At 44.2% G+C, this 24437-nt stretch carries 15 protein-coding genes and 2 tRNA genes; 3 read left to right on the forward strand and 14 right to left on the reverse strand.

All coding sequences use genetic code 11. The features are described from left to right. Positions 1-9: 9 nt before the first annotated feature. From ACNOGP_RS18400 to ACNOGP_RS18455, 12 genes are all read right to left on the reverse strand, one after another. Complete coding sequence (locus ACNOGP_RS18400; protein WP_238535043.1) at positions 10-1221, reverse strand: IPT/TIG domain-containing protein; 1212 nt, start codon at positions 1219-1221, stop codon at positions 10-12. A gap of 30 nt (positions 1222-1251) precedes the next feature. Next, a complete protein-coding gene (locus ACNOGP_RS18405; protein ID WP_418213455.1) occupies positions 1252-3027 on the reverse strand; it encodes a RagB/SusD family nutrient uptake outer membrane protein in 1776 nt (591 codons plus the stop codon). Between the two features lie 33 nt (positions 3028-3060). Then, on the reverse strand, positions 3061-6306 hold the full coding sequence (locus ACNOGP_RS18410; protein WP_418213456.1) for a SusC/RagA family TonB-linked outer membrane protein: 3246 nt from the start codon (positions 6304-6306) through the stop codon (positions 3061-3063). A 48-nt stretch (positions 6307-6354) separates the two neighbouring features. Beyond that, positions 6355-6885: a sigma-70 family RNA polymerase sigma factor gene (locus ACNOGP_RS18415; protein ID WP_272721200.1), complete on the reverse strand. Its 531-nt coding sequence runs from the start codon at positions 6883-6885 to the stop codon at positions 6355-6357. A gap of 258 nt (positions 6886-7143) precedes the next feature. Further along, positions 7144-7506, reverse strand: a complete 363-nt coding sequence (locus ACNOGP_RS18420) for a hypothetical protein (protein WP_143868226.1) — start codon at positions 7504-7506, stop codon at positions 7144-7146. A gap of 62 nt (positions 7507-7568) precedes the next feature. Then, the gene (locus ACNOGP_RS18425) at positions 7569-11645 is read right to left on the reverse strand and encodes an ATP-binding protein (RefSeq protein ID WP_418213457.1); all 4077 of its coding nucleotides are present in this window, start codon (positions 11643-11645) and stop codon (positions 7569-7571) included. Between the two features lie 188 nt (positions 11646-11833). Then, on the reverse strand, positions 11834-14188 hold the full coding sequence (locus ACNOGP_RS18430; RefSeq protein ID WP_418214777.1) for a hypothetical protein: 2355 nt from the start codon (positions 14186-14188) through the stop codon (positions 11834-11836). Positions 14189-14191: 3 nt separating this feature from the next. Beyond that, complete coding sequence (locus ACNOGP_RS18435) at positions 14192-16246, reverse strand: tetratricopeptide repeat protein (protein ID WP_195630171.1); 2055 nt, start codon at positions 16244-16246, stop codon at positions 14192-14194. Positions 16247-16276: 30 nt separating this feature from the next. Then, positions 16277-16834 carry a DUF3575 domain-containing protein gene (locus tag ACNOGP_RS18440; RefSeq protein WP_007759007.1) on the reverse strand — a complete coding sequence of 186 codons (558 nt, stop codon included), beginning with the start codon at positions 16832-16834 and terminating at the stop codon, positions 16277-16279. A gap of 197 nt (positions 16835-17031) precedes the next feature. Further along, positions 17032-19797, reverse strand: coding sequence for a heparinase II/III domain-containing protein (locus ACNOGP_RS18445; protein WP_418213458.1), 2766 nt, complete (start codon positions 19795-19797; stop codon positions 17032-17034). Positions 19798-19972: 175 nt separating this feature from the next. Beyond that, positions 19973-20060 (reverse strand) — tRNA-Ser (locus ACNOGP_RS18450). A 59-nt stretch (positions 20061-20119) separates the two neighbouring features. Continuing rightward, positions 20120-20204: transfer RNA gene (locus ACNOGP_RS18455), tRNA-Ser, on the reverse strand. Positions 20205-20442: 238 nt separating this feature from the next. Between ACNOGP_RS18455 and pflB the strand changes: the two genes are divergently transcribed. Genes pflB through pflA form a run of 3 tightly spaced genes read left to right on the forward strand, consistent with a single transcriptional unit; the run spans position 20443 to position 23836 of the window. Further along, on the forward strand, positions 20443-22671 hold the full coding sequence (gene pflB, locus ACNOGP_RS18460) for a formate C-acetyltransferase (RefSeq protein ID WP_007759003.1): 2229 nt from the start codon (positions 20443-20445) through the stop codon (positions 22669-22671). A gap of 47 nt (positions 22672-22718) precedes the next feature. Beyond that, positions 22719-23081 (forward strand): four helix bundle protein, encoded by a 363-nt coding sequence (locus ACNOGP_RS18465; protein ID WP_007759001.1) that lies wholly within the window; start codon positions 22719-22721, stop codon positions 23079-23081. Next, a complete protein-coding gene (gene pflA / locus ACNOGP_RS18470) occupies positions 23078-23836 on the forward strand; it encodes a pyruvate formate-lyase-activating protein (protein WP_418213459.1) in 759 nt (252 codons plus the stop codon). Before ACNOGP_RS18465 ends, pflA begins: the two co-directional genes overlap by 4 nt. On the opposite strand, the gene ACNOGP_RS18475 is transcribed toward pflA, so the two are convergent. Together ACNOGP_RS18475 and ACNOGP_RS18480 are read right to left on the reverse strand one after the other, a co-directional pair. Next, the gene (locus ACNOGP_RS18475; RefSeq protein WP_272721204.1) at positions 23833-24279 is read right to left on the reverse strand and encodes an N-acetylmuramoyl-L-alanine amidase; all 447 of its coding nucleotides are present in this window, start codon (positions 24277-24279) and stop codon (positions 23833-23835) included. The two genes, pflA and ACNOGP_RS18475, sit on opposite strands and share 4 nt — an antisense overlap. Next, positions 24266-24433: a hypothetical protein gene (locus tag ACNOGP_RS18480; protein ID WP_007754099.1), complete on the reverse strand. Its 168-nt coding sequence runs from the start codon at positions 24431-24433 to the stop codon at positions 24266-24268. Before ACNOGP_RS18480 ends, ACNOGP_RS18475 begins: the two co-directional genes overlap by 14 nt. Positions 24434-24437: the final 4 nt, after the last annotated feature.

Genomic DNA, 24437 nt, shown 5'->3' on the forward strand with positions numbered 1-24437 from the left:
ACCTTCTTTTTAATCTTGATTATCATTAGGCATTTCTCTATAAATTCTGATAGCAGAGAGTTTTACCGTTCCCTTATTATTCAACTGAGTTACAAATCCTATGGTCAACTGTTTCGTCTCATCCAGATGAAGTGATATTTCTTTTGTATGCGGATCCATAGAACCCGTGATAGGATAGGACGTTTTCACTTTTGCTGTATTCTCATCTGTATCATCGAATTTATCTCCATTAGCTACTAAGTTAGGAATAGTTTCATCACCTTCGGCTATCACAAAATGCACACCGAAACGCCCTGCTTCTTTTACAATTTCCACAAAATTCAATGTAAATTTATAGTCTCCCTTAGGCAAAGTGGCAACCTGATATATCTTCGCATTTTCCTTCTTGCCATTATTCCAACATTCCAGTACGAACAAACCATCAGGATTTTCTTCCGTAAACAGTAAAGTATTCGCCCCAACGAAACCACCGGATGTATGCCATCCTGTAGCTATTGCCCAAGTATTCACTGCACCACTCGGACTGAAAGGAGCTACACTATTCTGCAAGAAAATAGACGTTACGTCACCTGTTGCCTGAGGATCCATCAACCCTGTACCGGTTAGCGTAATGCTATTGGCATTCGCTTCGGGACGAATAGTAACAGTGACCAGCCCTGACTTATATGCCGGAGTTTTAACAACTATCTGTTCATCCACCAAAGATTCGATCGGAGCTACCGTTCCATTAAACTTCACTTCAACCAGTTTTTTGTCAGTTCCGAAGTTCGCTCCTTTAATTGTAACTAAATCACCTTCAATAGCCATATTCGAACCATATTCCGTATTGTGTGAAAAGATCTCTTCTATTACAGGAGTAGGATATACTTTAAATGTACCCACCGTGATAGGCTCATTGTTCCATGTCTGTAAAGTCACATCACCGGCTACCGCACCTTCAGGTACTTCTACCACTACGCAGTTATTGTTACAAGATAAAATATTGCTCACCGCTACTCCTCCAAAAGCAACTTTCAAAGCCTCTTTCCGGTCACCAAAGTTAGTTCCCGTGAATGTAACCTTCTCTGCCGCATATCCCAGCTTGGGGTACATTTCCGAGACCTCTGCCGTAGGATATACATAAGCCTTAAATTTTGCGTCTTGCTCGCATCCAGCAAATAACACCGGAAAAGAAATCAAAGCCAACAGGCCAAACGCATTTTTTATTAATGAGTATTTCATAACATTCATATATATAGATTAATAAGTGATTTAGTAACCCGGATTCTGCTTCAGATTAGGATTCAAGTTAATCTGATGTTGCGGAATAGGATACAGATAATGACGTGAAGAAAGTGAACTATCCGACTTCTTGGAAAGCTGCACACAGTATAATTCTCCGTGTCCTGTTTCAACCTTCAATTCACCGTTTACATAAGCACTTGGATTATAAGCAGCAAGATTATTGCCATTTGCATCTTTAAATGTCGTACCATAGTTTGTTCCTCCCAATACTCTACCACAACGGGGTTGATTCAATTCTTGTTCCAGCATTCCCCAACGTTTCAAGTCATCAAAGCGAAAATCTTCCATATAAAGTTCTATTGTACGCTCACGACGAATTTCGTCCATCATTACTTCTTCGTGCGACTTCGTTGAACCGGTCAACTCTATAATCTGATCGACCAAAGCATTCGTAAGAGAAGCTACATTGGCACGTCTGCGCAAATTATTAATAGAAGCTTCCAATTGGGTATCCTCTATTTTATTGTAGCGTGTCATGACCGCTTCAGCGTAGTTCAGATAAACTTCCGCCAAACGAAGGTTCGGACAATTGGCAGATTCTTCACGTTCCGCAGCTGGTTTATAAGTAATAAATTTCATATTACCATAACCAGAAGTTCCATTCAGTTTCATATCATCCGCACTTTTCCCTACGTAAGCTTCCATACGGTAATCACGATTCTTATATTCTGATGTCGGAGTATAATAACCACCGAATTGGGAATTAGCCTCACAAATCGGCATTCCGTTTTTGCAGAGGAACATATCCATAAACTTTCTGCTAGGATAAACATAGGACATATTCAGATTCAACTGAAACTTACCGGGAGCGGCATCACGGTCGAACACAGAATAAATGATGAATTCCTTATTCGTTTCTCTTCCATAACCGCCGGGATTACTCTCTGCATCTTCAATACAAAAAAGATAACGGCTACTCATGTTGTTCATTCTCGCATCCCCATTATAGTTCCACAAGGCATAAACCTGATCTTTCATCACTTCTTCCGACAAGGAGATACTCTCTTCAAGAAAAGCGTTCACTTGATCGGTTGCCGGTCCTGCCGAACCTTCAAAATCAGTTTGTGTTCCTACATTCTTCCGCCAAGTAGCTTCGTAAAGCAATACACGCGCTTTGAAAGCTTTTGCTCCTTGCTTACTGATGTGCCCTTTATCCGAAGATGAGATATTCTGTTCGATAGGTAACCTGTCAATAGCCTTCTGAAGATCAGCCAAGATCTGATCGACCACTTCATAACGACTGTTACGCGGATAATATAATTCAGGAGATTCCGTATCAAGAGACCTAGTCAGAATAGGTACTCCTCCAAAATATTTCAGCAGATAGAAATAATTGTAAGCACGGAAGAAATAGGCTTCACCTACATATTGAGTAATTTCCGCTGGATCGCCTGCATAGGTTTCCGCTCTCTCCAATAACATATTATCCGCCCGGATACTACCATAAAGACCCGTCCAGCGACTGTCATCATATCCTACGTTAATTGTTCCATGTCCCAAATTCCACTGATTGGATGGATTGGTTATGAGATCGGACTGAATATCCATATGATCGAGGATGCCCGAACGCCACCCGATTAACTGCGAATATAAGCCGTTGGCATACTCACGGAAATGCTCCGGTGTTTTGAAGTAAACCGCATCTGTCTTTGCATCCAACGGATCCAAATCCAGGAAAGTATTCTGGCAGGAATTGAGTCCCAGTAAACAACTACAAGCCAATATATAAACTAATTTTTTCATACTATTTTCTTTTTATCGATTGGTTCATACATATTATAAGGTAACATTCAATCCGAACGACCAAGTACGGGCAAACGGATACCCTCCGGTATTGGAAGCAGCTCCCATTTCAGGGTCGAAGCCGTCACGAATACTACTTGCTTCCCACAAGTCGTTGCCAGAGAAATATAAACGTACTTTTTCCAATTTTACCTTGCGTGTCCATATCTGCGGTAATGTATAACCGACAACCAATGTTTTCAAACGAATATAGCGACTGTTCTGAAGCATATAATCGTTGTTCTCATAATTCCATTGAGCCAGCGTAGAGTTAGTGGTCAAACGAGGAAACTCAGCATTCGGATTCTCTTTTGTCCATGTCTTACCAATATAAGTAGGATTTTGGTTGGTGGTACGCATACGGAACGGATAAGCCATATAGTCTTTACGTAAGATAAACTGTTTCCCCACTCCCTGGAACATGGCACTGACGTCAATCCCTTTCCATGAACCTCCAAGATTCAATCCGAATACAAAATGAGGAGCAGAGTCGCCAACATACTGTAAATCACTGTTCGTACTTCCGTCAGCACTGATCTTATAGTCGCCATTCAGGTCAATACGCTTCACATCTCCCGGACGCAATTCTCTGTCGCTGTTCTTTCCAACGTTCAGCAAATCACCTTTACCACCATACAACGCATAGTAGCGATCAACTTCTTCCTGATCTTTGAAAAAACCATCAGTACGATAAAGAAAGAAAGCTCCCAACGGATAGCCGTTCACATTATTCGTGCCTGCTGTATATGTATCAGCACCTTCTACATTCTTCAACAAACTCTTGTTATTTCCGATATTGAAGTTTGCATAGTAAGAAAAATCCTTCACTTGATCACGCCAGCCAACGGTAATTTCCCATCCTTTTACGTTCAGATGACCACTGTTGGTCTTAGGAGCTGTTCCTCCCAACACTCCGGGATAAGTAACATTAGAAAGCATTCCGATATTATCTTTAATAAAGTAGTCGAAAGAGGCAGTCAAACGATTATCCAGAAAATTTAAATCGACACCTATATTCTTTTGTTCCACCCGTTCCCATGTCGTATCAAAACTAATCAATCCGCCATTAGCAAAACCGGAAGATATCTGTTGAGAGACATTAGTACCGAAAGCTGTATTACCCTGACTAATCAAAGACAAATAAGAGAAGTCACCCAAACCTCCATTATTACCGGAGTTACCATAGCTTAAACGAACCTTACCAAAGCTAACCACCGGAGTGATAAAATTCATAAATTCTTCAGCCGTAAATACCCATCCCAAAGAACCGGAAAAGAAATTACGGAACTTATATCCCGGAGCGAATTTAGAATCACCATCACGACGTCCCAAAAATTCCACCAAATACTTCTCTGCATAGTTATAATTCAATCTCATAAGATAAGAATAAGTACCGGTCTGTGTTTTCCCTCCACTACTGTTTCTTTTTCCACCTGCCAATTCGAGATCATACACACCTGAATCTTCCATCGTTTCACGAGCAGCCGAAAGTTTTTTCGATGTCCATTTTTCTGCATTAATACCTAAAGTCGCCGATACATTGTGTACATCAGCAAAAGTACGGTTATATTTCAGCAAGCCGGAATAATATTGATAAAGCTGGTTATTAGCTTCCATCAAATAGGCAGGATTATTCGTATCTTTTAGAGGAAAAACACCGGCTGAATTATCCAACGTCTGCTGAGTACTCACGATGGTTCGTACCGGATTGCCGAACCAGTCATATACTTGTACCGGAATAACATAGCGGTCGCGACGGTATTCCTCATTTTGGAAAGAAGCCATACCTTCAAAACTGATTCCTTTCCAGATATCAATTGTAGCTTTTAAGTCTACACGAGTAGTCAGATTCGTTCTGTCATCACGTCCACCATCCGAAATAGCAGCTACCGGTTGACGTTCTCCTCTGGTTCCAAAAATAGAATACCACTGTCCATAGGGATTCTTAGCCGGGAAGAAAGGAGGGTCAAAAGCATACATATTAGCATCAATTCCCGTAGAGGGAGTACTCGTATCTGTCTTTATCATGCTGGCTGAGGTTTCTAATTTAAACCAGTCTGTCAGTTTAATTCCATAATTCAGACGTAAGTTAAGTTGTGTCTGTCCATCATAAGCAACCGCCAAGTTGGCCTGATTATCCGCATACGCCAAAGAAATACGGTAGTCCGTTTTTTCAGTAGAACCTGACACACTTAAGTTATGCTGATAAGAATAACGACGTGCAAACAGCTCATCCAAACGATTGGCATTGCCTATAAAAAGATCACCCCATCCCGCATCAACAGTATGATAGATGCCTTCATATCCAGTCTGCATCTTCCGTAAAGTTTCTTCACCCCAATTCCACCAGTCTTTGGTTTCCATTTCCTTATTAGCTTCTATCCACATAGTAGCATATTCCTGCATAGAAGGAGAATAAGACATAATACCGTTGGTAGTAAAACGCATATTGAAGTTATAATCCACCGTAGCCTTGCCTTTACCCTTTTTGGTTGTCACCAATATAACACCATTAGCAGCTTTTGCTCCATAGATAGAGGCTGCACCGTCCTTCAAAACGCTTATATTTTCGATATCATCCATATTCAGGTTTTGGAAGGAAACTGAGTTCAATGCAGGCACACCGTCAATAACAATCAGCGGGCTACCTCCGTTGATAGACGTCGCACCACGAATCTGAAAATTCAGGCCTTCATTACCCGGACGTGTAGATGAACGAGTAACGACCAGACCCGGAGTAGCTCCCTGCAGAGCTGCGCCGACATTAGTAATTGCACGACTCTGCAATGTTTTACTGCTCACCGATTCTACCGCACCCGTCAAAGTAGCTTTCTTTTGTGTACCGTAACCAACAACAACTACTTCATCCAATGCATTATTGTCTTCCTTCAGTTTGATTGTAAAATCTGAATGATTATTCAAATTGATAATCTGGTCTACATAACCGATATAACTAATCTTTATTTGCTTAGCATCCGCAGGCACGTTCAATGTAAACCGACCGTCGATGTCGGTAATTACTCCTGCATTACTTCCTACAACCACTACGTTACAACCAATCAGCGGTTCGCCATTCACATCTGTGACAAGTCCTTTGATAGTACGTCCTGTCTGGGCTACAATCAAACTCTCTTCTACAGAATCATTCGCATAGAGCAATACACCGGGTGAACCACCCAGCAACATGGCAAAAGCCAATGCAACTCCTCTACTACATAAGAATTTGGATTTAATTTCCATAATACTATTAAATTATTAAAGTTAATATGCTTTATTCCGAGACGGTATTTAACCGACTTGGGAAAATTCATTCCGCAAACAACCACGTACAGTCTTACGCGCCAACAATAACTGACACTCTACCGTACGAGGAGACAAAGACAATTTTCCTGCAATAGCAGGGCAAGATAGTTCATGATTGAAGCTTAACTCGTAAATCCGGCGGCGCTTGGCAGGAAGACTTTTCACCACCTCCTCATGTTTTTCTTTCAATTCGCGATAACAGATTACATCTTCCGTCGTGTTTCTATCAGAGTCGTTCACCTTATTATATATATAAGCAACAAAATCTTCCTGCTTATAATAACGGCGTATCTGATCAGTCACAATATTACGGGCAATCGTAAAAAGCAAAGACCAGACAGTGTCGGGGTTTACGAACGTTCTGTATTCCCACAAGCGGACAAAAACATCCTGTGCCAAATCTTCCGCTTCATACGGACGGCAAATACGAAGAGCGATATAGTTTTTGATATACTCCCGATATTTCAGGTAGCATTCTGAAAAGAAGTCGTCAAATGTAGCTTGTTGTTTACTCATGGCATTAAATTTATCCGTTTAACGATGTTACAAAAGTAAGAACAAGTTTAAAAAACAAATAACACAAAAGTAACAGAAAACAAAACTATGGTAACAAGCATGTTTTTTTGCAAAATATCCCCATTCCATCGGCATAAATGCAGGTTTCATAGTAACAAAAAAAGGGAAGCCGTTACATTTGGCGGCTCCCCTGTTCTGTACTTTGCATAAGTCTGTGGCATGATTCGCCACAGATGCAGATTATCTCTGGTATTTGCTTTACTGCGCAGCCTGAAAATCCGGAATACGTTTCACATCCGCACCTTTCATGACACCTTTTTTAATGGCCTCATTTGTTTCGGTGATTTCTTTCTTGACACGCTTATAATATTCTTTTGTCAGCCCTTTCTCTATTGCATCCGATTCCGTTGCCGGCCAAAAATACTGGTAATCCATCAACATCAGGTCCGGAGCCACTACTTTAAAGAAAAGACTGTCCCCTGCAAACTTTTCACGCAAATCACCCAGATAGATGGTATCTGCCGGATTCACTTCCTGACCGTTCGCACTATTTTTTGAACTACCTCCGCAAGAGGACAACAACAAACCTCCTACCAATGAAATTAAAACTAATACTTTCATATCGCTATTTATTATAAATTGGCACAAATGTAATAATTAAACTAATAAACGTAACTATAATGTCATTCTTTTTTTCCAGACTCTTCTGCATATTGCTTAGGCAACATCCCAAACATTTCTTTAAAACACTTCGAAAAATAACTGGAAGAGCTGAATCCTACCCGATTCGCTATTTCGATGATCGGCAATCGGCTTCCTTGCAATAATTGCGCTGCCCGTTTCAAACGGATACTGCGGATAAAGTCCGTCGGGGTATGTCCGGTTATGGATTGCAGCTTACGGTAAAGACTCATGCGTACCATCCCCAAATCGCCACTCAACTCCTCTACACCATATTCCGGGTTATCCATATTTTTTTCTATGTATTCCAAGCATTTCTGTATCAATTGCTCGTCTACGGAAGTAATTGTGATAGCGCTCGGATTTACTTCTATATTCTTACGGAATTCCTGTTTCCTCCTTTCCTGCTGTTCTATCAACTTCTCAATGCGTACCATAAGCATATCAAAGTTGAAAGGTTTCGACATATAAGAGTCGGCTCCTACTTCGTAGCTGTTTATCTTGATATCGTCAGCCGTACGGGCAGTCAGCAATATCACAGGAATATGAGAAGTCTGCACATTCGTTTTGATACGACGGCAAAGTTCGATACCATCCACTTTCGGCATCATGATATCACTGATAATGAGATCGGGATTTTCTTCAATCGCCTTTCTTTCCCCTTCTTCACCATCCGCCGCTTCCACTATCCGATAAAAATCCTCCAACTGCTCTTTCAGGAAAGTACGGAATTCCTGATTATCTTCTACCAACAACAATTTCTTCATATTTTCATCTGACGCAGGCACAACGGTTTCCTTTTCTTTCATACCCGTCGATTCCATTTCAGCTATTTCATCCGGCAGTTCATCCGGTTCAGGTGTCAAATCCATAGGTAACCAAACGGTGAAGACCGACCCGCGATCCATCTGACTGTCAACCTTTATACGTCCACCGTGAATATTCACATATTCCCTGACCAGATGGAGTCCGATACCACTGCCTATCTTTTCATCCCCTTCATTGCCAACCTGATAGAAACGGTCAAAGATGTAGGGAAGATCGGACTCGGATATTCCGATTCCTGTGTCGGATACCGATATTCTCACATAGTTTCTCCCTTCCACTTCCTCCGTCGCAAGTAATAAGTTCACGGTTCCTCCCTCCGGAGTGTACTTAAAGGCATTGGACAAGAGATTATTTACAATTTTATGTACTTTATCCCGATCGAAAAACATATAAAGCGCTCTGTGTTCCGACTGGTTTACAAAGTTAAGATGCTTCTCTACAGCCATCGGCATAAAATTATTGTAGGCAGAAACAATAAACTCCTCCATATCGCCATTCATCAAATGCAATCTCTCACCCTTCATTTCAAGTTTACGAAAATCCAGTAATTGATTTACCAATGACAAAAGGTTTTGAGCATTCTTATAAATTGTATTCAGTTGTTTTTTCATCGTCTCATCCGTCAAACGGCGTATCATCATATCCAACGGAGTGATAATCAGTGTCAGCGGAGTACGCAGCTCATGACTGATATTGGTAAAGAAACGGAATTTCATCTGGTCCAACTCTTCTTTCTGCCTCAAAGCTTCCTCTTCTTGCATACGGATCATCTTCTGCCGATTACGGCGGTTAATCACATAAATAAGACCGAAGACCAACAAAATACCCAAAACGGCATAGAGGATGCGGGCAGCCAATGTATCCCAAAACGGAGGATAAATCACAATTCTGAATTCAGACTCCGGTCCCCATACCCGGTCGTTTCCGGCTGCGGACACACGGAAAACATATTCACCTGACGGAAGATTATTATACACAACACGTCCCTGTCCATTCTCAAACGATGTTTCAATCCATTCTTTATCAAAACCTTCCAACTGATAACGAAAAGAAGTCTGAGAAGGATTAGAGAAGTTTAGTCCCGAAAATTCAAGTGTTACATAATTCTCATCATATTCCAATTGCACTGCATCCGAATAACTCAATGCTTTGTCAAACAATATGCGACCATTATATTCCTCTCCCGACACTACCGGAACATTGAACAGGCGGAATGAAGTGAATAAAGGCCGATTGAGGCATTGGTTATCAACCATATTCTCAGGAGAAAAGACAATAAATCCATTCATCAAGCCTAAGAAGAGTTGATTGTCACGGGTTATCAGGGAAGGAAAGCTATATAAATCATCCTGCCGGATCTCATCTTCGGACAAATAACTGACAACGTGAAAACTGTATTTATCTGTCTTACGGTCTACCTTTATCTTATAGATAGAAGTGACTGTCGATATCCATATATCATGATTTTTATCTTCCACCACATTCAGGATAGCTTGTGACAACCCTTCTTCTTTCCCCAATGTATAACTTTGCCCATGATGGGTAAGGACATTCAAACCGTATTGGGTAGCAAACCATAAAGTACCTTCATGATCTTTCAATATCTGGTTATACTTCATACTTCCTTGATTAAAGATTGAATTGGCTTGTCCATCCTGTTCGGATATCCAGATTGTATTTTTTGCAGGATCATAGATATACAAGCCATTATCGCTACCCACTACCAATCGAGACCGGTCGTCAATAGCCAACGCATTGGCTACTTTATATTTCTTCAACTCGGGAAACTGTTCGGATAATAGTTTTATCTGTCCATTCTCCGGATTGAACAAGCCTACACCTCCGTATATACTCACCCACAACCGTCCGGAAGGATCCTCGACCATAACACGTATATTACTGAAATCCAACTCATTCTGATAATCCGTGTCCGGATAGTCATAAGATCTTACTTTCCCGTGTTCTATACAATATAATCCGTCATGATAGGTCCCCACCCAAATACGGTTTTCTTTGTCTTCGTAGAGGACACGGCAATTCTTTTGATTGAATTCATCATGCAGCCTGTTCAAGCTCCGTGTTGCCGGTTCGTAACGATACAGTCCCGAAGTGGTTCCCATAAGAATCTCGCCTTTCGAAGTCTCCAACATACAACGGATCTCCTCTCCTTTCCAATCTCCGCGAATCATTTTCTTATTACACAGCATTATCTTGTTCATGCTGGGATGGTAATAACAGATTCCCTGATTGTAAAGCCCCATCCAGACGGAATTATTCTCATGATCGCAATAAATGCTCTGAACTGCATTTCTCACTCTGTTGCCCGACAACAAAGGTATATCCAGTGTTTGAGTTACGGAGAAATTATGCATATCAATTACATAAAATCCATCGATAACGGTTCCTACCCACGCATTTCCACCTTTATCCACATCCATTGAGGTGAACCATGAATAATGTCCCAACCGGATACTTGAAATCGGGTTCCATTTTTTATTATAGACATCATAGTAACCTATCCCCCGATCCCACATCAGCCAGAAGTCACCGTTATCGAGTATCCGTAAGACAACACGGTCATCCGGTTTCAGCTGGCCTTTCAAGAAATCGAGTTCCTGAATAAAACGTTTCTTCTCCCAGTCATAGCAGCGGATAGCCCCTTTCTGATGTACCATCCAACTATAGTTGCCGTGACTTTCTATTCCCAACAGTCCGCCATAATATTCCATAAACTCATCATTCCTGCAAACCAGTTCTGCCGATTTCGTCTCCGTATCATACGTATAGACGGAAGATCCCGGCGTGAGAAACCAATAACGCTTCTCGGAATCAATAATCAGATCCTCCACCCTATCTTTCAACCCGAACTGAAGAAACAGCGAATCTACATTATAGATATACTGTTCGGTAGTCAAATCAAAAACGCGCAGGCTTTTACGTTCTTTCATCCACAAACGTTTATCGGTATCAATATATTGTTCCGGAATGATGTGGTTATATACTATCGGATATTCACCATGAATATTGAAAGGGAAATTTGAATAGTTCGCACCGTCATACAGGCTTAGCAACACAGTGCTTCTCACCCCGATACGTCCGTCGGGAATAGGAAAAACACTCTTGACATAGTTATCCGGCAATCCTTCGACAACTCCGATTTGCCGGAATACGTAAGGGGATTCCTGCGAGTTCAGGTACTCCGGATATAATATCCCCCATATAATAATCAATATGCATATTCGAATCTTCATAGTTTTCTTTTTTGTAGTACTATTATTAGTACGAACGAAAAATGAAATCCCCTTATCCTACTCCACTATTATTTTGAAACAAAGATAACAGTTAGCAGACAAAATCAAGTAAAGAGCGACAAAACTTTCACTCTTGAATTTGTTTTTATCGAATATACAGCTGTATTTTTGTAAGTAGAATGCTAACTTTATTTAAAGCTAGGCATTTTAAACTTGTAAATCAATCCTCCCACCATAGAAGCAACGCGGTCGGGTCTTCCCTGATCCATACCATCATACGTGTCCGTGCGAATGCCCACTTTGGGTTCCACATAGAAGTCGAGGGAAGAGCCCAGTTTCAGTTTGACTTGCGCACCGGCGTCAATACCCGGAACAGCTTTAAACTCACCTCTACGACGTACCAATCCGGCTGTCACTCCGACAAAAGGAACAACATCTATCACGTGATCCCGGCTATATCCCTTCGCCAAAGTAGCGAGACTCATCATATAATCCATTCCTAACCCCGCATAATGAAGATTCAACTTATCCGGTGTTTTCGCCTTATACATGATTGTTCCGTTCACACGCCATGCAGAAAGCGGAGTATACCATTTTCCGATACTACCCTTAGCTTCCACACCCATATTCTTTACCAAATCCCGATTGGCAACCAGCAGACTGCTTACGCCCAATGCTCCCGATATAAAATACCGTTTGTCATCTTTCTCAAACACACTGCGATTGGCCGCTTTGGAATAAGGAACAAAACGATAATGGAAACCGGCATTGATCCCCACCATCACATCCTTCTGCATGAAGCCCAGATTTCCTTCGATAAACTTATCACGATACAGGCGGATTTGCGGTTCGAGATACAAACCGAAGAAATCATTGATGTGCCATACTCCCTGTACCCCCGCATTGAGTCCCGGCTGGAACTTATGCTCTGAATTCGACGTATAAGCCAGATTAAATCCTACCGAACCGATCAGTTCAAAAATACGTTCCGGATCATATCCGCTCATAGTAGAAGTGATATTCCATAAATAATCCAATCCTCCGGTTACGGTGATATGTCTGAGTCTCTCCGCCTCCATATCTGTCGGAAGCAAATAATTGGAGAAGAAACCTCCCGTCCCTACCAGTCGCAGACCGGAATACGGAGTAAACCATTTTCCGATAGAAGCGGAAAGTTGCGGTCCCCATGCAGCGAGATGTTTCAGATTAGTCTTATTCAGGAATAACTGTGCCCCGATACCTGACGTCATGAATAGATTGTCGGCAATATGATTGCTTGAGAATCCATTCTGAGGACGGGCTGCACGGTCTATTGCGTGATACGTCACACCGAAGTTCAGTTCTCCGAGCTGGTCTGTACTACCGAAACCACATCCACCGGCATATCTCTTCTGATAAACATTAAGGCGGGGTTCCACAAACAAATCTACGGAACGGTTCAACCGGAAACTTCCTTGAAGCCCGATACCCAATCCCGGTGCATACTTGGCTGTCTGCGCCACTCCTTTTGTCCCGGACAGATTGACACCGGCTATACCGATCAAAGTGAAAAGCCTCTGTTCATCATATCCCCAAAGTATATTATTGATATTGAGCAAATAATCGGCATGCAGGTCTACATGCTTGAAATAGCTGCTCGCACTACCGGCAGGCGTATCGCTGTAGCCAACGGTTCCGGACAAGCGTACTCCCGACGACGGACTGAACCATTTACCGATTCCGGCAGAGAACTGCGGTCCGAATCCTTTGAGTGTATTCTTTATCCCCGGCATTTTCAGCGTACTGATTCCACCGGACAACGAGACAAACATATGATTGAGGAATGAGCTGTTATCGAAGTTGTCAAAATGAATCTTCCTGCCCATCGCCGCAGCAGGCATATAGGTCAGACCCACCAAGACCGATCCTCCCATTTTATAGTTTCTCCAACTTTCCGTATGCCCCAATCCATCGTTATACCATCCGATTCGGGGTTCGACAAATAAATCGAGTGTCCGTGAAAGACGGACATTCCCCTGCAATCCCATACGGACACCATAATAGAACTCATGTCCATTCTTCACAGCCGGATTATCACCGGCCGAATTGTCATTGGCCCTGGAATAGCCGGCTTCAACTCCCGCTATACCCAAAAGTTCGAACCTGCGCTGTTCGTTGTATCCGAATGTAAGAGAAGATATATTCAGCAGGTAGTCGAAGCTGCCTCCTACCATTTTTATCTTACTGTTATATACTTCCGACGGCAAATAGCCCAAAGTCGCTCCCAGACGCGCGCCGTGAACAGGAGTGAACCATTTGCCTATAAAAGCATTGGCTGTCATTCCCATGCCATCCTGTCCTCCGCTCGTCAGCAAACCGTAAGGTCCCAGCCCGGCAGAGAAAAAGAGGTGTTCATTGAATTTATTACTTTCAAACCTCTCATTGGCAGGTCTTTTCTGCAACATATATTTCAATGCACCATAATCCTGTGCCTGCAAAGCAACAGACAACATCAAGAACAATGCCACTGCCGCATATTTATTTTTGATTCTGAGGATATCCATCATTTACTCTTTCGTTGTATTATCATTCTTTATTTTCTGCTCTTCGGGCAACAGGTCGATAATGTCGCCGTCCACTCTCGCGGTCTCCAGCAAGGAAGGATCCAGTTCCAAAGCTTTCTCAATATACGTAAGTGCTTCACCCACCTTTTCCATACGGTTGGCAGCGATAGCCTTCACATAATACTCGCGAGCCGAGCCCGTATTCAGCTGCGAAGCCTTCTCCCATGCTTCCTTATTCTTCTTCATCGCCAGCAACATGATCACTTCATTGAAAGGACTGGTAGCCGCCACTTTCTCAAACGCATCGTCGTAATAGCCTGCCATCGCCTGAACGATCGCCTGCAAATCATCGGCAACAACTCCCTCAGGAAGCAGTGTCAACACAGAATCAGCCTTCGTATATTTACCTTCATGCAACAGGGCAATCGCTTGATTGGAAAGCAATTCCACCGGAGCTGACTTGCTGACGAACGGTTCAAGAATCTTGGAGTCCGGCGTATCTTTCTGAATATTCAACACAGCCAGCTCATTCGCCGCATACGTAAAGTTATCGTACAATTCAAGAGCTTCTTTACAATACCTCTCTTTTTCATCCGGCGTTTTAGCCGTTGCAATCATCCGGTAATATTCAAAACGTGTCAGCTCCTTCGGATCTTTCTTATAGAGCTGCATAATTTCCTCATCCGTCAAAGAACGGAAAATAGAATATCCGTAAGTGTACTGCACTTTTCTCAACTTAGGCAGATACACAGCAGCAACCTCCTTATAAAAAGGTTTCGATTTCAGAGCGCGATTCAACTGGTAATTCTTTTCTCCGTATCGCTTAATCAATTCCGTGATCTCGTCGGCCGTATCCTGTCTGGAATCTTTCCGCAGCAACTCCGCCACTTCTTTCCACGAAGCGACCGACGCGTCCGATTTCACCTCCAGAAGTTTGCGGGTCTCCGGGTCGAGTTGCGACAAGATACGGTCCAGTGCCTTGTCCGTACGCAACTTAGCCAGTCGCAGATTCGATTCATACGAACCGTCCGGCGAAGCGACACCCGTAATATGGAAACTTTTCAATGAAGCCTCCGGATTCATCTCGATAGCGTGCAACTCTTGATTCAAGCGATTCAGTTCCACCTGATTCTGTGGATTCTTATCATCCAGATCAGCTTTTCCCACAACGAAAGTCAAGTTGACTTCTCCTTTGGTATCCCTCAATTGCATCACAGGTTTGGGGAGATATTTCTCATCCGTCAGATTGAAAGCGGAGAATTTATATTCCAGGAAACGCAACGGATTGACAGTACCGCGTGCGATAGAGAAAGAATCCCGATAGATAATAGCACGGTAATTCTCCATCGCAAGATGCACATCCGCACGATAATCATGTTGCAGATACTCTATATAGATAGAATCATGATAGGCGATAATATCCCCGTTCCGCGAGGAAGTAGTCTTCACCTGTATGTATTCGTGCAGCGGGTCCTGTTCGATATTATAATCATACATACGCCGCTGGGTAGTATTATACGTACCTCCGTCGAACACCACGGGACGTAACAGCAAACGCTTCTTCTGTGTCACATCATAGATAGAAGGTTGCAATACCAGACGGCGGTTGGAAGTGAACATCTCCTTAGGCACCGGCACACGGGTTTTCAGATGGAAGTAATTGCCTTTTATCTCAATGTCCGTAGGCTCGGGCACCACTTTATCCTTCACTTTTGAAATCACAGTCACCTCGTCAAGTTCAATGACCGCATCTTTGAGCACCACGTTGATAATCTGCTTTCCGCCCACCTTGACCGTCTTGTCTTCATACCCGACACAGGTATATTTCAACGATCCGTGCCGTTCCGCCAGCACACTGTAGCGTCCGTCCTCATCGGAGATTTCAATGCGTTCATTCGTTACAGGATCTATAATATTCACGTTCGGAATGCTTTTTCCCTGTTGGTTGGTGACGTGTCCTTGCACACGCATACGTTGGGCGTACGCATCCGTACCGAGTAGCAGCATGGCTGCCAGGAGGATTCCGATTAATCTATCACGTTTACAATTGATTTTCATTCTCTTTTCTAACTATAAATGTTCGTTCCGTTACCGGATAATATACACAAAAGACACTCCCAGCTTCACCGGTGCCAGCGTTGTCTTACTGTCATTCGCCGCATCCGGTTTCGGAGCACCCTTGTCGTACTTAAACTGGCGGTAGTGCATCACCCCGATACCTGCCGTCGCCTCAATATTCCAATGATCGTTCAGCACCCAAGCATAACCGTACGTCAAACCGACTGCCAGCGCATCGCCTTTGTGATGCACATCTTTAACCAGCATATTAAAATTGTTCGCGAAAGCGGTGACACCTAGAAAATGGCTCACCATCGGACGGTTTAACCAATAACGTACTTCCGGCTGAAAATGTGTGAAAGTAGTTTTAAAATTGTCTGTACTGATCGGATTCGCAGCGACTCCCATATTGAGAGAGATATGACGACCCAAAACAAATTCGGCCTCGACATTAGGGCTGGCAGTCAGCCATCCCAACGTGTTCGTTTTCACAGCCACTCGTTGTGCGTGTACATGTACCCCACAACACAATAACAGAAATGACAACAGAGCGACCACTCTGCGACCATTTCTCAGTGCATATACCATAATTATTTTCCCACTAAATATTTCCCACTAAATATCCACCCTATATAAATAAGGACTTCTTGTCCGTTTCTTCCGAATCAGACAAGAAGCCGCAAAATTAGAAAAAATATGGCATTCACAACGTTTGCCTACGTTTTTTTTATTTTTTATTGCAATATTTCCTTAGCAGTCTGCCAATACATTACAATATTATCAATCTATGGACAGGATATACATCTTTTTGTCTTCGGTGCAGCTTCCACTTTCATCTTCTTGCCGCCGATCACCACCGTGCAAGAAGCGGAAGACAAGATATACCATTTCCCTTGCTTCTGTTCGAGCAGAACATGGGCGGGAACAGAAGTACGGATACTGACTCCCGGTGCTATCAGTTGCGTTCCGTTACCCATAAACAGCGTACGGTTATCTCCCGCATACCGGTTACTGATTACCGCATAATCCGCTTTTACTTTCATCCCTTGATAAGTAGCCGTCTGCGTAGCGTCGGAAAGCGAGAAGATATGATCTGTACGCCCATTCTTGCTTTTCACGCAGATTCCGGCAAAATCCGTCAGAGCAGTTGCCTCCGCATCAAAGTAGGACACAGCCTGAATAGCCGACGGCTCTTTCCGTGTACTCGGTTCATAAACAGCGACAAAAGGACGGTTCCAAGCCTCTCCATGCTGACGGGCAACAAAAGTCAATGTGGGTTGCTCCTTTATATTATAAGGCATACCGGGTGTACGGCTCAACCCTTCGGTCATAGGCGACAGAGCCGTAAAGACTTCACGGTCCGGTTCTCCCTTCATCCAGAGATTCATGGATATATCATCGCCTCCCTTATCTTTCATATCAATGGTAAAGGTCGCTTTCACATCCTTGCCGGTAGCCGCTACTTTCTTATCATATAAATAAGAATAGGCATAAAGATGCGCACCGGCAAACGCCAGTTCCTCCGTAGGCTGCAGATTCAGATCCGTTCCGTCGGCAGCGGTCAATGTGAGCGTCTGCCCGAGATTATGATAAAAATAATCATGCATCTTGTCCCCTCCTTTTTCTTTCCGGCTGCGGAACACATCCACATAATACCCCGTTTCCGGAGCAGTGGTGACGATACTCATCATACGCGTCTGATCCGCCCTGCTTTCCGGTTCGCGGAAATAGAGATTGCTGTATGTGACAGAGGTAAACTCCCCACCCGGTTCCGCCGAAGCCGGAAAACAGGAGAGCAACTCAAAAGAATGATTGCTTTTCATCACCGGATAACTCGATATTCCATCTACGCAAACCGTATTATGACTCGGAAACTGAGAATAATATTCCGCATAATCCAACCCGCTATACAGGAAAAGACCGATACCCGCATCGGGTCCCAGCACATATCCTTTTCCGTAAAGTTCCATAGAAATGCCGTTGGCGTGCATGTGGTTGCCCTCACTTCCATTCTGCGAAATCATCAGACTGCTGCGCGGATCCATACCATTTCGCTGCACCAGCCAAGAGACGTTAGGTGCATGGAACAAAGGAGAGACATATTCTTCTATCTTTCCCGCCTGCACCTCCGGATTCAGCGTCAATGGCTTATCTTCAAAAAAAGAATTGACAGACACCCGCACATTCTTCTTTTCCGCTTTCTCATTTCCGGCACCGGGATTCAGGCATTTCAACAAGGCAGTGAAATAGTCTTCCTGTTCCTTCTTCCCGTTTGCCTGTGCATTCTGTATCATACGGACAAAGAAATTAGTGTTCAGATACCCCGGATGCGTATCTCCGAAACCGCAAATCATACGGTTGGGAAACAGATATTGAGGGGTTGTCGCTACCGCTTTCGACAATACAGGCATCGCCTTCACCAAATCATATTGCAGGTTGTTGTCAAACTGATTCACAAAATTGGCATAATCATTAATCACCACACTGCTATATCCCGGACATTCCGCCCAGATACCCGTTTTAGAGTCAAAACCATATTCGGCAAGACGCGTCAAGCTCCATTGACGAATGCCGGAACGGTTCATCACATAGTCTATGTAATATTCCCGTCCTTTCCCATCGGCATACGCCTTGTTGTCTTCCAGCACCAGCCCCACATTCATGATAAACCGTGCCTGCAACAAATCCCAGTTATTATGCGGCACTCCGTTCGCTATGATATTGTCCGCCCATTTCTTGAATGCTCCGGCGTAGATTTCCATCTTCTGCGGGTAGTTTGCTTTCAGATAATCATACAGGAAGTCGTATAGAGGGACAGCGATATGCAACGCATCTTCGTGGATCACTTCAAAGGAAGTCAGCCCCACCAGTGTCTGCTGATGACCGTGATTCAGATCAACCGGAACATTTCTGTAATAAATACCCGTCATATAAGTATCGAACACTCCGGCTGCCAACTTTGCAAATTTCTCCTCCTCCGTCATCCAATAGAGGAAAGCAGCATCACGGGCGATTCCCAATATCTCACAATTCAGACTTTCGATGTTACGTCCGGTTTTAGACGGATGCACACTCTCCATAGGACGGTCGGGAAGCGCATTATTACAGAATATCACATTCCCGTTATCATCATCATCGTACGGCACAATATCCGCCAGTCGGGGACGGCCGTGAGTAGCGGCAGTTCCACGTGTTCCCGTATAGCGCACGGTGGGATACGGAGCTTTCTCACCGCCCGCATGGTCGAAAGTTTCACCTTTTATATATACCTCAGTAGCATGGGATTTCCAATACATAGCCAGACGCGACAACAACCAATCCGGCCGGGTGGCCGTCAGATCGGTATATTTCTCCGTACGCTCTCTCAGCTTATCGAAAACATCCTTTGCCCATTCTTCGGTCTTAATCAAGTTCCACGTTTCCTGCTTCCCTTCCGGTGTAGTCAGCACTCTCGGATGAGCCTGCGGCATACTCTCCGGCAAGGGAATTTCTTGTCCGGACGCACTATTGAGGAAAGATAGAAAACATAGTCCCAGTAAAATTCGTCTCATACTTCAATATCTTTTTTAGGTTTGCTACCTATTAAATACGAAGATAAACATTTATTTACCTAAAGTCCCCGCCAAAGACAGGTTTATTTTCCCAGTATCTCTATACAACACAAAAAAACGACTCTCCTGACAAATCAAGACAGCCGTTTTCGTAATCAAAAAAATAATGAACATGCGGAGAGAACGAGATTCGAACTCGTGATACCCTTTAGGGGTATACACGCTTTCCAGGCGTGCCTCTTCAACCACTCGAGCACCTCTCCTTAAGGGGGAAATTCGCTTCCCTATAAAATAAAAAAGCAGCTAACCTGCTGCTTTTCAGCGGAGAGACAGGGATTCGAACCCCGGGAAGTGTTACCTTCAACGGTTTTCAAGACCGCCGCAATCGACCACTCTGCCACCTCTCCAAAACTCCTTTATCAGGAGTGCTTTTCGTCAAAAGCGGTGCAAAGGTACGAAGATATTTCAAATCTGCAAGAGTTTCTCTAAAAAAATCAGCCATCTATTTCCAAAAGATAGCAATTTATAGGTATTTTATGTTGGACAGCATAAAATCAGAGTATATTTATGCTGATTATATGAAAAATGATTGTAACTTTGTGCGCTCTAAAGAAAAGGATAACTACAACCTCTAATTATATCATTATGGAATTAAACAAGATCTTTAAAGACGGTCTTTGGAGCAGCGAAATCAACGTAAGAGATTTCGTAAGTCATAACATCACTCCGTACTACGGAGATGCATCTTTCCTCGAAGGACCTACCGAACGCACAAAAGCTGTATGGAACCGCTGCCTCGAAGCATTGGCTGAAGAGAGAGCAAACAACGGTGTCCGCGCACTGGATAATGTTACCGTATCTACCATCACTTCCCACAAAGCGGGATATATCGACAAGGAAAACGAGCTGATCGTCGGTCTGCAGACAGACGAACTGCTGAAGCGTGCCATCAAACCTTTCGGGGGTATCAACGTAGTAAGCAAGGCGTGTCACGAAAACGGTGTCGAAGTGGACGACCGCGTAAAAGATATTTTCACTCATTACCGTAAGACGCACAATGACGGGGTATTCGACGTATATACAGAAGAAATCCGTTCGTTCCGCTCATTGGGATTCCTCACCGGACTGCCCGACAACTATGCGCGCGGACGTATCATCGGTGACTACCGCCGTATGGCTCTTTACGGTATCGACCGACTGATAGAGGCCAAGAAAGAAGACCTCCGCAACCTGACCGGCCCGATGACCGAATCCCGCATCCGTCTGCGCGAAGAAGTAGCGGAACAGATCAAGGCATTGAAGGATATGAAGGTGCTGGGCGAATACTACGGTCTCGACTTGAGCCGTCCCGCCTATACCGCACAGGAAGCCGTACAATGGGTGTACATGGCTTATCTGGCTGCCGTGAAAGAACAAGACGGAGCAGCCATGTCATTGGGTAATGTTTCTTCTTTCCTCGATATCTACATGGAATATGAATTGAGCAAAGGAACCATCACCGAGTCTTTCGCACAGGAGCTGATCGACCAGTTTGTCATCAAACTGCGTATGGTACGCCACCTGCGTATGCAATCCTACAACGATATCTTTGCCGGCGACCCGACTTGGGTAACCGAATCTCTGGGAGGCCGTCTCAACGACGGACGCACGAAGGTTACAAAGACTTCTTTCCGTTTCTTGCAGACATTGTACAATCTCGGTCCTTCACCGGAACCGAACCTGACTGTACTGTGGAGCCCGGAACTGCCGGAAGGGTTCAAAGAATTCTGTGCTAAAGTTTCTATCGACACTTCTTCCATCCAATATGAGAACGATGACCTGATGCGTGAAGTGCGCCAGTCGGACGACTACGGAATCGCCTGCTGCGTATCTTATCAGGAAATCGGAAAGCAGATCCAGTTCTTCGGTGCACGCTGCAACCTGGCGAAAGCCCTGCTGCTTGCCATCAACGGCGGACGTTGCGAGAACACCGGTACGGTAATGGTAAAGAACATCCCTGTACTGACCAGCGACACGCTGAACTTTGAGGAAGTGATGAGTAATTATAAAAAGGTATTGACGGAAATCGCCCGCGTCTACAACGAAGCGATGAACATCATCCACTATATGCACGACAAGTATTACTACGAGAAAGCCCAGATGGCGCTTGTAGATACGAACCCGCGCATCAACCTCGCTTACGGTGTAGCCGGACTCTCCATCGCGCTCGATTCACTGTCGGCTATCAAATATGCGAAAGTAACCGCACGCCGCAACGACATCGGTCTGACGGAAGGTTTCGATATCGAAGGTGAGTTCCCTTGCTTCGGAAATGACAACGACAAGGTAGACCACTTGGGTGTCGACCTGGTATATTTCTTCAGTGAAGAATTGAAGAAACTTCCGGTTTACAAGAATGCCCGTCCTACCCTTTCGCTGCTGACCATCACTTCCAACGTGATGTATGGCAAGAAGACCGGCGCCACTCCCGACGGACGTGCCAAAGGTGTCGCTTTCGCTCCGGGAGCCAACCCGATGCACGGACGCGACAAGAACGGTGCTATCGCTTCTTTGAGTTCCGTAGCGAAACTTCGTTACCGCGACTCTCAAGACGGTATCAGCAACACGTTCTCCATTGTTCCGAAATCATTGGGAGCCACTGAGGAGGACCGTATCGAAAATCTGGTAACAATGATGGATGGTTACTTCACCAAAGGCGCTCACCACCTGAACGTGAATGTTCTGAACCGTGAAATGCTTTATGATGCGATGGAACATCCGGAAAAATACCCGCAGCTTACCATCCGCGTTTCCGGTTATGCCGTAAACTTCGTGAAGTTGAGCCGCGAACACCAATTGGAGGTTATCAATCGTTCGTTCCACGAACGATTTTAGTTGAGAGTTGAGAGTTGAAAGTTGAAAGTTTTGAGAATGACTAGGATATGGGGCAGGCTATAGTAGGAGGAAAATCGTACAGTTTTGCGCTTCGGATTATAAAGTTATACAAATATTTATATCATGAAAAGAAGGAATATGTTTTATCAAAACAAATACTTCGGAGTGGAACAGCCATAGGAGCCCTATGCCGTGAAGCAGAACATGCCCAAAGCAGAGCTGATTTTTTAAACAAAATGAATATCTCTTTAAAAGAAGCCAACGAAACGGAATATTGGCTCATGCTGCTGAAAGACAGCGACTATATTACTAACAGCTCTTTTGAATCAATCCACCAAGATTGCCGTGAACTAATAAAATTATTAGCAAGTATCGTAAAAACCACCAAAAACTCAATCACAAAGTCATGAACTTTCAACTTTCAACTTTCAACTTTCAACTCGTACGAGTTCATTCATACGAAAGTATGGGAACATTTGACGGGCCGGGCTTACGGCTCGTCGTTTTTCTTCAAGGTTGCAATTTCCGTTGCCTGTATTGCGCCAACCCGGATACGATAGCCGGCAAAGGCGGCACTCCCACCCCACCGGAAGAAATCATCCGTATGGCCATGAGCCAGCGTCCTTTCTTCGGTAAACGCGGAGGAGTCACTTTCTCGGGCGGAGAACCCACGTTTCAAGCCAAAGCTCTCGTCCCGCTGGTTCGCGAACTGAAAGAGAAAGGGATTCATGTGTGCATAGACAGCAACGGCGGTATCTGGAACGAAGATGTGGAAGAGCTTCTCAAACTGACAGATCTTGTCTTGCTCGATATCAAGGAGTTTAATCCGGCACGCCATCGTGCATTGACCGGAAGAAGCAACGAACAGACGCTACGCACGGCAGCCTGGCTCGAAAAGAACGAAAAGCCGTTCTGGTTACGCTACGTATTAGTGCCCGGCTACAGCGATTTCGAAGAAGATATCCGCCGTTTAGGAGAGGCTCTGGGAAAATACAAGATGGTGCAACGAGTGGAAATCCTGCCTTATCACACATTAGGCGTACATAAGTATGAAGCGATGGAGCAGGAATACAAGCTGAAAGACGTAAAAGAAAATACCCCCGACCAACTTGAAAAAGCCGCGAAGGTATTTAAAGAATATTTCACTACTGTGGTGGTCAATTAGTTGAAGAATTCTTCAATCACCTCGAAACAGGGGCATTCTTTGATCCGTTCCCACGGGTCCACGATTCCGTTATAATTCGTATCAGGACTCAGATCCCGGTGTCCCACAACTTTCGCTTCGGGATAACGCTGTAACAACTCTCCCACCAAGCGATGCAAAGCCTCTTTCTGACGCGGGGTGCGTGTATCTGCCGGTTTCCCGTTCGCGTCCAATCCGCCTTCAAAGCACACACCTAAACTGATCGAGTTGTAGCCACGCGCATGAGCACCTACCATATCCTCGTCCCGCATCGGTTCTATCTGCCCCGACTTACGCACGTAATAGTGATACCCCCAGCACGAGAATCCCCTGAAACGGTGAGCCGTATCCACATCCTTTGCCGTAAAATCACGGTCGGCACGGGTGGCGGAACAATGAATGACAATCAGACTAATCTTTCTCATCTTCCTTCGCCCTTTCCGTTGTTTTCACGTTGCACACCTCCTTGTGCGTAGCATTATAACGCACTTCCCTCACTACTCTCTCACGTTTTCCCTTTCCGAAGAAAGGAATGAGGCACATGATCACCTCCAGGATTTTACTTACGATCTCTTTCATATTT

Origin of the sequence: Bacteroides difficilis, from assembly GCF_048319815.1 — a bacterium.
Lineage (GTDB): Bacteria > Bacteroidota > Bacteroidia > Bacteroidales > Bacteroidaceae > Bacteroides > Bacteroides zhangwenhongii.

What these genes read in the sequence shown, in the direction of transcription:
- ACNOGP_RS18430 (WP_418214777.1), bottom strand. Translation starts at nt 14,188, where the DNA reads ATGGATATCCTCAGAATCAAAAATAAATATGCGGCAGTGGCATTGTTC.
- ACNOGP_RS18440 (WP_007759007.1), bottom strand. Translation starts at nt 16,834, where the DNA reads ATGGTATATGCACTGAGAAATGGTCGCAGAGTGGTCGCTCTGTTGTCA.
- ACNOGP_RS18465 (WP_007759001.1), top strand. Translation starts at nt 22,719, where the DNA reads ATGGGGCAGGCTATAGTAGGAGGAAAATCGTACAGTTTTGCGCTTCGG.
- ACNOGP_RS18410 (WP_418213456.1), bottom strand. Translation starts at nt 6,306, where the DNA reads ATGGAAATTAAATCCAAATTCTTATGTAGTAGAGGAGTTGCATTGGCT.
- ACNOGP_RS18425 (WP_418213457.1), bottom strand. Translation starts at nt 11,645, where the DNA reads ATGAAGATTCGAATATGCATATTGATTATTATATGGGGGATATTATAT.
- ACNOGP_RS18475 (WP_272721204.1), bottom strand. Translation starts at nt 24,279, where the DNA reads ATGAGAAAGATTAGTCTGATTGTCATTCATTGTTCCGCCACCCGTGCC.
- ACNOGP_RS18480 (WP_007754099.1), bottom strand. Translation starts at nt 24,433, where the DNA reads ATGAAAGAGATCGTAAGTAAAATCCTGGAGGTGATCATGTGCCTCATT.
- ACNOGP_RS18415 (WP_272721200.1), bottom strand. Translation starts at nt 6,885, where the DNA reads ATGAGTAAACAACAAGCTACATTTGACGACTTCTTTTCAGAATGCTAC.
- pflB (WP_007759003.1), top strand. Translation starts at nt 20,443, where the DNA reads ATGGAATTAAACAAGATCTTTAAAGACGGTCTTTGGAGCAGCGAAATC.
- ACNOGP_RS18435 (WP_195630171.1), bottom strand. Translation starts at nt 16,246, where the DNA reads ATGAAAATCAATTGTAAACGTGATAGATTAATCGGAATCCTCCTGGCA.
- pflA (WP_418213459.1), top strand. Translation starts at nt 23,078, where the DNA reads ATGAACTTTCAACTTTCAACTTTCAACTTTCAACTCGTACGAGTTCAT.
- ACNOGP_RS18405 (WP_418213455.1), bottom strand. Translation starts at nt 3,027, where the DNA reads ATGAAAAAATTAGTTTATATATTGGCTTGTAGTTGTTTACTGGGACTC.
- ACNOGP_RS18400 (WP_238535043.1), bottom strand. Translation starts at nt 1,221, where the DNA reads ATGAAATACTCATTAATAAAAAATGCGTTTGGCCTGTTGGCTTTGATT.
- ACNOGP_RS18445 (WP_418213458.1), bottom strand. Translation starts at nt 19,797, where the DNA reads ATGAGACGAATTTTACTGGGACTATGTTTTCTATCTTTCCTCAATAGT.
- ACNOGP_RS18420 (WP_143868226.1), bottom strand. Translation starts at nt 7,506, where the DNA reads ATGAAAGTATTAGTTTTAATTTCATTGGTAGGAGGTTTGTTGTTGTCC.